This window comes from Acinetobacter psychrotolerans (assembly GCF_048552595.1).
Taxonomy (GTDB): domain Bacteria; phylum Pseudomonadota; class Gammaproteobacteria; order Pseudomonadales; family Moraxellaceae; genus Acinetobacter.
Genome location: NZ_JBIMDK010000005.1, coordinates 79,043 through 91,802, shown reverse-complemented (window position 1 = coordinate 91,802; position 12,760 = coordinate 79,043). Strand labels below are relative to the sequence as shown.

Below are 12,760 nucleotides of genomic sequence, written 5' to 3'. Positions count from 1 at the left end.
ATCAACCTCCTGCAACAGGTGACAGCATGACAAGGGTAGTGTCATGATTAAGTAGCGTTTGCCGTGACACAATATCTTCACCAATAGCGCAGGCACAGCGTTCAAGCATTTTTTGTGTATGTGGATATAACAGTTCCACTTGTGCTAAAACATCTGCAATGCAGCTTGAAGGATCACACTGTAGGATTAAATCACTCGGTAATTGCCGTTCAATTGCACCAAAGGCTTCAATTTTAATTTGAATATTTGACATCTTTAACCTCCAAGCATATGCATACTGATTTTTCGGGATGCCTGCTGCTGCGCTGTTCGGGCTTGAATAGCATCATAACCTTGTTCTTTTTTCCAAATATAAGCACCAATTTTTTGCAATAATGCTAAATTCTCAGAGGTGCTTTCAGGCATTTTTTTAACGGTTGATAATGCAATTTGTCGTGAAGCTGACAATAGCGCTTTAATTTCTGTTTTCAGCGCTAAGCCTTTTGGTGCAAACAAACAGTTATACAATTCGCCCTGTGCCGTTAAACGAATTCGATCACAATCACTACAAAATGAATGGCTTATAGTTGAAATAATACCGATTGGATGATTATTGATTAAATATTGCCTTGCAGGTTCTGCAGAAGATCCGATAGATTGATGTATTTTTAAATCAAACTCTGCTGCTAAAACATTTAAAATTTGCTGTTCACTTACCACATCATCTACAGACCATTTTTGATCACCATCGAGTGGCATGAACTCGATAAAACGTAAAATAATATTGTGCTGAATTGACCATTTCGCTAAGGGTATAATTTGATCATCATTCATACCTTTTATTAAAACCGTATTGATTTTAATCGGTAATCCAACAGCTTGTGCCGCCTGAATTCCAGCAAATACTGGGGCTAAATCTTTTTGAGTTAGTTGTTTAAACTGTTCAATATCCAAACTATCTAAACTGATGTTAAGATCATCCAAGCCCGCTTTTTTCAGTGGTTCTGCGTATTTTTTTAAATAATGTGCATTGGTGGTCATTGAAATGCGCTTTAGACCATTTTTTTTGAGTTGTTGTAATTGCTCTATAAAATGCACTACACCTTGACGCATTAATGGCTCACCGCCTGTAATACGGATATGTTCTATACCTTGTTGCACCATAAGAAAGCAAAACAGATAGAGCTCTTCAAAACTCAGTAAATTATGTTTTTTTGCCCATTCAGGGTGCTCAGGCATGCAATAGACACACTTAAAATTACAGCGATCAGTCACTGAAATTCTAAGTTTGCGCTTCTGACGACCAAATTGATCAGCAAATACGGCTTGTGTTTCCCACGGAATCATCGCATTCATTCTGAGCACTCACCTATTTGGGTGTTTTAATTTTGCACTATATCTATACTGCAATTTAAAACGACCCAATCTGTCCTTATTGCTTGTTTATATTTAATTGCAATAAGTGTTCCAACTTTGTGCCAAAGTAGAAATTTTTCTGAATTAATGTAGAAATTTCAGTTGTTGATACTGCTGTAACTCATCCAATGAATTAATACTGTGAAAAAAAAGTGCATTATTTTTAAAACATGCCACTTGAGCATGCAAATATTTAAAACACTGTTTTAAACTGCGCTGTTTTTGCCCAAGTTGATCTAATAACGTGGGTAAGCTGCTACGCTTTAATAAACAAAATGGGTATAAAGCTGTTTGATTAATGACAACATATGCCACTTCTGAAATTGGATTTTTAGCCAGTGCTTGGTGTAATTTTGCTACTACATGTAAAGGTATATAGGTCACATCACAAGGAACAAACAATACATAATCAGATTGTACATACGACCAAGCGCTTTTCATGCCCATTAATGGTCCTAGAAATCCATTTTCATCATCTTGATAACAATGAAGACTTGGAATGATTTTTTGATAAATCGAATCATCACGATGACTATTGACCCACACTTGTGACACATTATTTTTTAATTGATGATGAATCTTTATTAATTGAATTTCATCATCAAATTTCTGTAATAATTTATTTATGCCATTCATTCTACGCGCTTGTCCACCCGCGAGTATGACCAAATCTGTTGCCGGATAAATACAATGTTGCAAATCTTTTACGTTCATTCCATCAGCTCCATTTGACAAGTTTTAATCAAGCCACGAATTTCAGGTAAACAAGAACCACAATTCCCACCAGCTTTTAAACAAGCAGTGACTTGTTTTTCATCTGTAATATTTTTAGTTCTAATGGTTTTAATAATTCGATTTTTACCCACTTTAAAGCAACTACAGACCAATGCACCTTCACTATTCACCATAGACATCGGCTGCCCTGCCAATAAGGCTTTACGATGCATTGCACTTAAGCGTTCTCGCTTAAACAAACTGGCAACCCAGTCCCGATCAGGCAATAATGCTTTTGGTGCAATATATAGACTTGCGATAAGAATTCCATCTTTTAAAACAATACTATGACTGATATATGCAGATGGATCTTCTACATTCAGCCATTCAAAACCTTCATCATCAAACGCGAGCATTTCTTTTAAATGCTGTGTCGTTATTGACATTTTTCGGCGATCAGCCAATTCATAACGAGTTGCTTTAGCCGTGGTAATTTTTGTCCACCACACCATATCACGCGCTGCTTTTTCAATATGATGTTCAAAACCTTGGCGCACGAACAATACCCCCTGCCACTGCGTAAAAAAAGGCTGAATAATAACGGGGGTATGTTTAAATTCAGGTTCACCTGAAATAGCATCGACTACAGGATTAACTACTTTACCAATTCTGGCATCGGAAGCTGTTTGCTCTGTCCAATGAATGGGTGCAAAAATTTGTCCACGACGAATTTTATCACTGAATGCTGCGCGTAAAACACAACTTCCCCATGCTGACTTCACTTCAACCAATTCAGTATCTTTTAAACCAAATTTCAAAGCATCTTGAGGATGAACCTCGCAATATGGCTCGGCTTTATGCGTACTTAAATTGGCAGAAAGACCTGTACGAGTCATGGTATGCCACTGATCACGAATTCGACCTGTATTCAATATAAGTGGATATTCACGACTCGCTTGATGCACGGGGTGAATCACTGGAGTAGCAATAAATCTTGCCTTTCCATCTGCATGACTAAAATTTCCATCACTATACAAACGGGCGACTTCATGTTCATTTTGCTCACTTGACCATACAGGCCATTGAATCGGTGCTAAATTTTGATAATCAGTGATGCTTAAATTTGTTAATCCTTTTAAATTAAAATAACGAAAAATAGTTTCATCCGTTCTGTTGGTCAGTTCTACATTTTGATACGCCGATAATTGTGCATGTTCTTTAAAAATGTCATGACTACTGGTGAAATCAAAGCCATCAAAACCCATTTTTTTTGCCACTTGTGCAATTGCCCACCAATCTGGCTTAGTTTGCTCAGGTGCATCTAAAAAAGCATTTTGACGAGAAATACGTCGTTCAGAATTGGTTACAGTACCTTCTTTTTCGCCCCATGCCAGTGCAGGTAAAAGCACATCTGCATATTGTGTCGTATCTGTTTCTGCACAAATATCAGACACCACCACAAACTCACACTTTTCTAAAGCACGCTTTACTTGATCAGCGTTCGGTAAACTGACTACAGGATTGGTCGCCATAATCCAAATCGCTTTAATTTCACCTGCTTCGACAGCTTCAAATAAATCAACTGCCTTTAAGCCTGCTTTTTGTGCAATGTATGGACTCTTCCAAAATTCCTGAACCAATTGTTGATGTTTAGGATTTTCAATCTCCATATGCACCGCCAACATATTGGCAAGCCCGCCAACCTCACGACCACCCATCGCATTTGGCTGTCCTGTCATTGAAAATGGTGCAGCACCAAGTTTGCCAATTTTCCCTGTTAACAGATGACAGTTGATAATACTGTTGGCTTTATTTACGCCTTGTGAAGATTGATTAACCCCCATCGAAAATAAAGTCATAATTTTTTCAGTCTGAGTAAACTTTTGATAAAACAATTCTAATTTTTCGAGAGAAATTCCTGTTTTTTGTGCCACGTCATAAATGGAGGATTCACTGTAGCTACTGTCCAAAGCCGCTGTTAAACCTTGGGTATGTGCTGCGATAAAATCGGCATCGACTGCGCCATTTTGATGCAAATATTGCAATAGACCATTAAACAATGCAACATCTTGCCCAATCAGAATTGGAAGATGTAAATCCGCTGCTTCACACGTCGCAGTAAAACGAGGGTCAATGACCACAACAAAAAGATCGCGTTCTTCTTTGGCTCTCATAATCCGTTGATATAAAACTGGATGACACCAAGCTGTGTTTGAACCAACCAATACCACCATATCGGTATGTTCAAAATCTTCATAACTTGCAGGGACAATATCTTCCCCGAAAGCACGTTTATGTGCTGCGACAGCAGAAGACATACACAGACGAGAATTGGTGTCGATATTGCCAGTTCCCAAATAACCTTTGACGAATTTATTAGCCACATAATAATCTTCAGTCAATAATTGCCCCGACACATAAAAAGCAACACTTTCATGCCCATACTGATCAATACAATGCTGAAATTTCTCTGCAATTTTTGTAGTGACTGTATCCCAATCACTTATTTCACGTTGTGCCTTACGTCCAAGCATCGGCTGTAAAACACGACTTTCCAAACCAAGCGTATCGGCTAAATTACTGCCTTTAATACACAATTTTCCAAAATTAGCAGGATGATGAATATTCCCTGTGACCGTGACTTTTTGCCCCAAAATCCCCGTTTGTACCGTAGCCGTCACGCCACAACCCACACCACAGTATGGGCACGTAGAATCTGTGGTTTTAATATTATTGTCAGTATGACTTTCTGTGGAGCCGTGCAGTTCCATCATAGGGATACTCTTCATGGATGCTCCTTAATCTAAATTGCTTTTTTAACTCCCCTCCTTTTAAGAGGGATTAGGGGGGAGGTTCTCATCACCCTGCTTGTTTTAATGCAAAATCTCGACCAAACAGTAATTTATTGCGAATACTTGAAATTGAGCTTTGATCTGCAATCAATTCTGCATACCAAGCACCGTCTTCGGTGTCACCAAACAACACAGCACCAATTATTTTGTCTTTTTGAATGATAATGCGTTTATAAATTTGGCGTTTTTCATCATTTAAAATAATGTCTTCATAGTCTTCTTTCGGCTCGCTATTTTCTAAATCAATTCGACCTGCAGAAAATACATCACAACCACTGACTTTTAACTGTGTTGGTACAGTTGGCGCTTTAAAAGTTAAACTACCATGTTCGGCTAAATGGGTAGCACAAATGAAGGCTTGTCCCCACAATGGTTCAACCAATCCAAAAGTTTGATTTCGATGTTCGATACACTCACCCACAGCATAAATACTAGGGTCAAACGTTTGCATGGTGTCATTTACTATCACACCACGATTACAGCGTAATCCCGCACTTTGTGCCAATGCCATATTTGGACGAATTCCGACAGCAAAGACCACCAAATCAGCATCTAAAATTGTTCCATCTTTGAGTTGAACTTGAGCAATGTGACCATCTTGTCCGATAAGTTCTGAGGTATTTGCATCCGTAATAATCGTGATGCCTTTTTGTTCAATACTATAACGCAGCATTACACTGGCTTTACTATCAAGCTGACGCTCCATAATCCGATCCATCAAGTGCAAAACAGTCACATTCATGCCACGTTGTTTTAAACCATACGCAGCTTCAAGTCCCAGTAACCCACCACCAATCACCACAGCATTTTTCTTATTTTTACAATAATCAAGCATGGTATTTACATCATAAATATCACGGAAGCTAATCACGCCTTTTAACTCGGAACCAGCGATGGGAGGAATAAATGGTTTTGAACCTGTGGCTAAAATCAAACGGTCATAATCCACAATCTGGCCGTTTTGTGTATGAATCTGTTTGCGTGACCGATCAATTTTCACAGCAGCATTATCTGCAATAAATGTAATATTTTTTGACTGATACCATGCATGTGAATGCAGCATAATATCTTCAATGGTTTTTTCACCTGACAAAACAGGTGACAACATAATGCGGTTATAATTACCCCATGGTTCTTCACCAATCACGGTAATATCATAGCGATCAGGTGCCATATCTAATAAATCTTCCAAGCAACGCATACCTGCCAAACCATTACCAACCAAAACAAGTTTGGTTTTTTCCTGTGAAGATGCATTGTTGGTAATATAGGTTTTTTGTGCTGTCGGGCAGACAAAAACACAACCATTTTCAATCTTGCTTGGAAAAACTAGGAGTTTTTGTTCTTTATCTTCTAAGCAACGCCCTGTTGCAAGGCTGAAATGTTGTTTATAAATAGGGGATGCGACCACACGTTCGCCCTGTAGATCCCCTACAATCCCCCGTGACATCACAAAAGCCTGACTGAATGGATCTTGATTGCTTAAGGCATAGACCCGTTTTTCATTCCCGACACGGAACAATGCAATTTGTTGTTGATGGATGATTGCACCCACACCTGTATTTGGCGTGATATCGGCAAGTTGACACACTTCAACCCATTCCATCTCATCAGTTTTATTAACGCTTTTTAAAATAGTCATGCAAATTCTCCTTGATCTTATTCAGTGCAAATACTTAAGCTTTCAACCGCTTAAGCTTCAACCATCGCAATACGGCTCACATCACGTTCTGCTGTGGTTTTTGGGCGGATTTGCCCACGTTCAGAGGCAAACTGAATATGTGGATCATTTTGCTGTTCAGCTTTTGCATTAATAAAGGTAATAAAGCGTTTACGCACTTCAGGGTATTCAATTGCAGTACGCCATTCATCCTGATAAGTACCAACCACGTGCGACATACGGCGTTCCAATTCATCCGCCATGTCTAAAGAATCATCAATCACGACGGCTTTTAGATAATCCAAGCCCCCTTCCATGTTGTCACGCCATACTGAAGTTCGTTGTAAACGGTCTGCGGTTTGCACATAAAACATAAAGAAACGGTCGATATAGCGAATTAAAGTTTCTGTATCCAAGTCGGAAGCCAATAATTCTGCATGACGAGGTTTCATCCCACCATTACCACAGACGTATAAATTCCAACCTCGTTCTGTAGCAATCACACCGACATCTTTACTTTGTGCTTCAGCACACTCACGGGTACAGCCTGAAACCGCCATTTTAAGTTTATGCGGTGAACGTAACCCCTTATAACGATTCTCTAAAAAAATCGCTAAGCCGACAGAATCATCTACCCCATAACGACACCATGAACTGCCGACACAGGATTTAACGGTACGCAATGATTTGCCATAGGCATGACCTGACTCAAAACCTGCATTGATGAGTTTTTCCCAAATTTCAGGTAGTTGATGTACTTGTGCACCAAACATATCGACGCGCTGTCCACCAGTCAGTTTGGTGTATAAACCATATTCTTTGGCAATTTGACCCACTGCAATTAAGCCATCTGGCGTGACTTCTCCACCTGCCATACGTGGCACAACCGAATAAGAACCATCTTTTTGAATGTTCCCCAAGTAATAATCATTACTGTCCTGTAAACCTGCATGAGTGGGTTTTAAAACAAAATCGTTCCAACAGGATGCTAAAATATTCGCCACCGTTGGTTTACAAATATCACAACCTAAACCATGCCCATGTTGATGGATTAAATCATCAAAGGTTTTAATTTCATTGACTCGCACCAAGTGATACAGCTCTTGACGTGAATAGGCAAAATGCTCACATAGATGATTATTAACCGTCACACCCTGACGCTGTAATTCAGATTTTAAAACCTGTGTCACCAAGGCTGAACAACCGCCGCACGCCGTTGCGGCTTTGGTGCATTTTTTTAGTGCACCCAATGAGGTTGAACCCTCTGCAATTGCCGAACAAATATCTGCTTTAGACACGTTATTACATGAACAAATGGTTGCACTGTCAGGCAGTAAATCGACACCACTGCCCCCACTTTTAGATGGTGCATTGGCATAACCCGGCATAATCAAACTTTCAGGGCTTTCTGGAACAGCCAAACCATTCAGCATCATTTGCAAAAGTTCGTTATATTCTTTGGCACAACCAACCAATACAGCACCCAAAAGTTTAGTTTTTTCAGCATTCACCACGATTTTTTTATAAATCATGGCGTCTTCATCTGCATAGAAATAACTGAGTGCATTCGGTGTCATAGCGTGTGCATCACCGACTGATGCCACATCAACACCCATTAGTTTCAGCTTGGTGCTCATGTCTGCACCTAAAAATGCAGTGCTTGTTTGTGACATCACGTGCTTGGCTGCAATACGTGCCATGTCATAGCCAGGTGCAACCAAACCATAAATTTTATTTTGCCATAATGCACATTCACCAATGGCGTAAATGTCTTCATCTGAGGTTTGGCAATAATCATTAATACTGATTCCGCCACGCTCGCCCATGTTCAAACCACTTTGACGCGCCAATTCATCACGTGGGCGAATGCCTGCGGAGAAGAGAATGATGTCTGTTTCAAGCTCTGAACCATCACCAAACTTCATCACATGTGTAGTTGATGTACCCTCTTCAATGGATGATGTTGCTTTTTGGGTATGGACTTTCACGCCTAAATTTTCAATTTTTGAACGTAAAACTTTACCGCCCAAATCATCAATTTGTACCGCCATTAAACGGGGCGCAAATTCCACCACATGGGTGTCTAAATCTAAATCTCTTAATGCTTTGGCTGCTTCTAATCCAAGCAAACCACCACCGATGACCACACCTGTTTTAGCATTTAAACTTGCAGCACGAATGGCATCAAGGTCATCAATTGTCCGATACACAAAACAATTTTTACGTTCATTGCCCGGAATCGGTGGAACAAAAGCATAAGAACCTGTTGCTAAGATCAATTTATCATAGGCAATCACATCACCATGATTTGTCGTAATGCTTTTATTAATACGATCAATGGCAACCGCTTTGGTACTTAAACGCAAATCTATTCCATAAGCATCTGCAAAATCACTACGGCATAAGGTTAAATCTTTGACAGATTTTCCTGAGAAATATTCAGTTAAATGCACACGGTCATAGGCTAAACGAGATTCTTCTGCAAGGATGGTGATTTCCACTTCATCGCCTGCGTGCTCAAGCACCGATTCGATAAATTTGTGACCCACCATGCCGTGACCAATCATGACTAATTTCATTTCAATTCTCCTCAAATCTTCTTATTCTTTTGCGATTAAGCTGCGTGATTTTGTTTAGTGCTTTGTGCAAGGCTTTGTTCAAGATCGTGGCGCTCAAGAACAGCGGCTTCAAACAATTTTTGTTCTTTTTCTTTATGTTCAACCGAGAAACGAATCATCAAGACACAACTTGCAGCGATCACCACCAAACCACCCAACACCATCAGTGTCGTTTGAATATCAAGCATACCTTTCAGTAAGAAACCTGCTGCCACTGCACCGACGTTTCCGCCTGCACCAATAATGCCTGCCACACCACCTAAAGCATCACGGTCTATGAAAGGTACGAGTGCATAAGTTGCGCCACATGCCATGTGAGTGAATAAAGCAAATACTGTCATTGCGAGGATGGCAAAAACCGCAGTATTCATTTGAGAAAAGACCACCAAAAATACGCCTTCCATCAAGATCATCAGGAAAAGTACTTTGGTACGACCATCCAAGCCTTTTTTTGTTGCCACTTTATCTGAAACAATGCCACCTAAAGCACGGGCAAATAAAGCAAGTAAACCGAAAATCCCTGCTGCCAAGCCTGCTTCTTTTAAACCAAACTGAAAATTATCGACGTAGTACAGAGCAATAATGTTATGAATAAAAATTTCAATACCAAAACATGCCGCATACGCTCCGAAAAGAATCCAAACACGGTAGTTACGTGCAGCGTGCATTAAAATCGCAATGCCACCTTTTTTATCACTGCCGACTTGAATACCTTGTGCACGTAATTCTTTAAAATCACCTTGTGGGCAATCTTGCGTAAATTTCCAATACATCACACCAACAATCAGCATCAATACGCCCGGCACAATCAGCGCAATTCTCCAACCCATGGTTTGTTCAACACCAAACATCACTAAAGCCGCTAACATTAAGGGCATTAAAGCCTGTGTCGCACCACCACCTGCATTTCCCCAACCTGCTGTGGTTGCATTTGCTGTTCCCACGACATTCGGTGCAAACATAATACTGGTGTGATATTGCGTGATCACAAAACTGGCACCAATTGCACCAATGAGTAAGCGGAAAAATAAGAAGGATTCATAACTGTTGGCAGATGCCACACCAAACACTGGAATACTGCCGATGATTAATAGTGCGGTATAGGTTTTACGTGGCCCGTATTTATCACAAAGTGGGCCAACAATCAGACGAACCAAAATAGTGATAGCAACGGCAGCAATATTAATGTTGGCGATTTGATCTTTGCTGAGATGGAATTCACCTGCAATGACAGGCATGAGCGGCGCACAGGCAAACCATGCAAAGAAACAGACAAAAAAAGCGAGCCAACTCATATGGAAGGCTCGCATCGCTGCGCTGTTAAAAGTAAAAAGACTTATTTTTGTTGCTTTCTTAGCATCTAAATTTGAAGACATAACCTTCTCCTACCTGAACTGAACGTATGGGTTTTCTGCGGTGCAAATATTGCATTCACAGAGCGATCAGAGCGGACGTCGTTGGCCGTCTTACAAATTTTTTAGAGTCGTCTTTGACTCAGGATGGATTATGCACTTAGCATGCCAATTTTTTAAACTAAAATATATCCAATTGATTTTAATACATTTAATTTATTTCATTCTATTGTTATACATTTTTACAGTGAATCAAATAATCTGAATGATAATTGCGCTAAATTTTAAAATGCTTTGTTAATGTACATTTTGCGCTATTCGAGTGCATCATGATGACGAACATACTATAAGTCCTTATTTTTAATCGATTTAAATACTTGTAATTTTAATATTAAGCACTCTGTTTTTATTTTCATCATTAAAATACATGACCAATGACTCATTAACCAAAAATAAATTCATGCAACTTATAGGAAATAGCATGACTGGCATCTTATTTGCTTACTTTATGAGATAAATATTTTAGGTTTCAGCCATTTTCCAATGCCAAGACTCAAAATAGCCTTGATTGATGATGACCTCGATCGAGCCGAATACATCAAAAAATCACTAATCGAACATGATTTCGAGGTCGTAGCATGCCTGATCATTGATCATTTGAATATGTTCCACCTTCAACAATTAAATGCAGATGTAATTTTGTTAGATATGGATCATCCACATCGAGACATTATCGAAAACTGTGTTAGCCAATTTGATTTGCCCACCGTTTTATTTACGAAAAATAGTCACAAAGATACAATTAAAAATGCTATACAAGCAGGTGTCACTGCTTATATTGTCGATGGTATCGACCCCACAAAATTAGAAAGTATTTTAGAAATATCAATTGAGCAGTTTAAAATACATAAAAAATTATTAAAGGATTTAACAGAGAGTAAAAATAAATTATCTGATCGAAAAGACGTTGAAAAAGCGAAAGTTTTACTCATGCAACTCCACCATCTGACAGAAGATCTAGCCTTTCAATTATTACGAAAAAATGCAATGAGCCATCGTATTACCATTGGAGAAATGGCACGCCGCTTATTAGATGCTCAGCAACTTTTACACAATCAGTTGAAGGATTAAATCATGACAGATTTAGAAAAAACCAAAATCCAAATCGGTTATATTCCCTTACTCGACTGTATTGCAATATTATGGGCAAAGCAGCGTGGTTTTTTTGATGAGTTGGGCTTAGAAGTCGATTTAGTTAAAGAAACCTCATGGGCAAGTTTAAGAGATCGCTTAGCTTTTGGAGTATTAGATGTTGCACATTGCTTGTCTGCAATGCTCCCTGCTGCGGCTTTAAGCGAAGACCAACTCGGTATTCCACTTCAAACCAATCTTGTCCTGAGCCAAAATCGTGCTTTTATTTCACTCAGCCAGAAACTTTGTCATCAATTAGATATTTCTCATCACGACTCTGCTGAACAATCTGCTCAAAAAGTGGTTCTAGCCATAAAAAATGGGCAAACCATACGTTTAGCAAATGTTTTTAAACAATCTATACATCATTATTGTTTACGACAATGGCTAGCTCTTGCAGATTATAAGACCGCTCAACAATGTAAATTAGTCACACTCCCACCACCGTATATGGTTGAAGCAATGTCTAATCATTTCATTGATGGTTTTTGTGTGGGAGAACCTTGGAATACCCAAGGTGAATTATCAGGTATTAGTCAAATCGTCATTTCAAGCCAACAGATCATCCCTGATATTGCAGATAAAGTTTTAGCTTTTACGCAAGAGTGGGCGGCTCAGCATCCAAATACACTTAAAGCGATTACTCAAGCAATTATTAAAGCTCAGCATGAGTTAAAAAATATGGTTGATTTTTATGAGGTCTGGCAGTTATTAATTGAATTTAATATCATTCGATTTGAATGTTCAGAAAGTCTGCATGTAGAAAAATATTATTCTATTCAAAGTATTATTCGTAATTTCGTTAAAGACGCTACAACACCTAAAATAAATGATTTTTATTGGCTCATCGAGCAAATGATTAAATGGGATAAAATAAGTATAGAACCTGCTGAAATCACTCGAATCGCGAAGGACTGTCATTTGATACTTTAAGGTATTGATGTGTGCGGAATTAATAGGAGGCTTTGACTTGGTAAA

Annotated in this window: 9 protein-coding genes; 2 read left to right on the top strand and 7 right to left on the bottom strand. The window is 39.1% G+C overall.

Going from position 1 to position 12,760, the window contains the following annotated elements:
- Window position 1: 1 nt before the first annotated feature.
- The 7 genes from ACG94X_RS06240 to ACG94X_RS06210 all read right to left on the bottom strand — a co-directional run bounded on the left by ACG94X_RS06240 (window position 2) and on the right by ACG94X_RS06210 (window position 10,615).
- Window positions 2-253, bottom strand: coding sequence for a MoaD/ThiS family protein (locus ACG94X_RS06240; protein WP_419382883.1), 252 nt, complete (start codon window positions 251-253; stop codon window positions 2-4).
- Between the two features lie 2 nt (window positions 254-255).
- Window positions 256-1,335, bottom strand: a complete 1,080-nt coding sequence (gene moaA, locus ACG94X_RS06235) for a GTP 3',8-cyclase MoaA (protein WP_419382882.1) — start codon at window positions 1,333-1,335, stop codon at window positions 256-258.
- Window positions 1,336-1,479: 144 nt separating this feature from the next.
- Complete coding sequence (gene mobA, locus ACG94X_RS06230; RefSeq protein WP_419382881.1) at window positions 1,480-2,109, bottom strand: molybdenum cofactor guanylyltransferase; 630 nt, start codon at window positions 2,107-2,109, stop codon at window positions 1,480-1,482.
- Window positions 2,106-4,898 carry a molybdopterin-dependent oxidoreductase gene (locus tag ACG94X_RS06225; RefSeq protein WP_419382880.1) on the bottom strand — a complete coding sequence of 931 codons (2,793 nt, stop codon included), beginning with the start codon at window positions 4,896-4,898 and terminating at the stop codon, window positions 2,106-2,108. The genes mobA and ACG94X_RS06225 overlap by 4 nt, the downstream gene beginning before the upstream one ends.
- Before the next feature lie 70 nt (window positions 4,899-4,968).
- Window positions 4,969-6,603, bottom strand: a complete 1,635-nt coding sequence (gene nirD / locus ACG94X_RS06220; RefSeq protein WP_419382879.1) for a nitrite reductase small subunit NirD — start codon at window positions 6,601-6,603, stop codon at window positions 4,969-4,971.
- Window positions 6,604-6,653: 50 nt separating this feature from the next.
- Window positions 6,654-9,200: a nitrite reductase large subunit NirB gene (gene nirB, locus ACG94X_RS06215; RefSeq protein WP_419382878.1), complete on the bottom strand. Its 2,547-nt coding sequence runs from the start codon at window positions 9,198-9,200 to the stop codon at window positions 6,654-6,656.
- A 35-nt stretch (window positions 9,201-9,235) separates the two neighbouring features.
- Window positions 9,236-10,615, bottom strand: a complete 1,380-nt coding sequence (locus ACG94X_RS06210; protein ID WP_419382877.1) for an MFS transporter — start codon at window positions 10,613-10,615, stop codon at window positions 9,236-9,238.
- A 519-nt stretch (window positions 10,616-11,134) separates the two neighbouring features.
- Here ACG94X_RS06210 and ACG94X_RS06205 point away from each other — a divergent pair.
- Entirely contained in the window at window positions 11,135-11,722 is a 588-nt protein-coding gene (locus ACG94X_RS06205; RefSeq protein WP_419382876.1) for an ANTAR domain-containing response regulator, read from the top strand.
- Window positions 11,723-11,725: 3 nt separating this feature from the next.
- The gene (locus tag ACG94X_RS06200; RefSeq protein WP_419382875.1) at window positions 11,726-12,715 is read left to right on the top strand and encodes an ABC transporter substrate-binding protein; all 990 of its coding nucleotides are present in this window, start codon (window positions 11,726-11,728) and stop codon (window positions 12,713-12,715) included.
- Window positions 12,716-12,760: the final 45 nt, after the last annotated feature.

Coding starts and splice junctions, on each gene's coding strand:
- ACG94X_RS06240 (WP_419382883.1), bottom strand. CDS start 253: ATGTCAAATATTCAAATTAAAATTGAAGCCTTTGGTGCAATTGAACGG.
- moaA (WP_419382882.1), bottom strand. CDS start 1,335: ATGAATGCGATGATTCCGTGGGAAACACAAGCCGTATTTGCTGATCAA.
- mobA (WP_419382881.1), bottom strand. CDS start 2,109: ATGAACGTAAAAGATTTGCAACATTGTATTTATCCGGCAACAGATTTG.
- ACG94X_RS06225 (WP_419382880.1), bottom strand. CDS start 4,898: ATGAAGAGTATCCCTATGATGGAACTGCACGGCTCCACAGAAAGTCAT.
- nirD (WP_419382879.1), bottom strand. CDS start 6,603: ATGACTATTTTAAAAAGCGTTAATAAAACTGATGAGATGGAATGGGTT.
- nirB (WP_419382878.1), bottom strand. CDS start 9,200: ATGAAATTAGTCATGATTGGTCACGGCATGGTGGGTCACAAATTTATC.
- ACG94X_RS06210 (WP_419382877.1), bottom strand. CDS start 10,615: ATGTCTTCAAATTTAGATGCTAAGAAAGCAACAAAAATAAGTCTTTTT.
- ACG94X_RS06205 (WP_419382876.1), top strand. CDS start 11,135: ATGCCAAGACTCAAAATAGCCTTGATTGATGATGACCTCGATCGAGCC.
- ACG94X_RS06200 (WP_419382875.1), top strand. CDS start 11,726: ATGACAGATTTAGAAAAAACCAAAATCCAAATCGGTTATATTCCCTTA.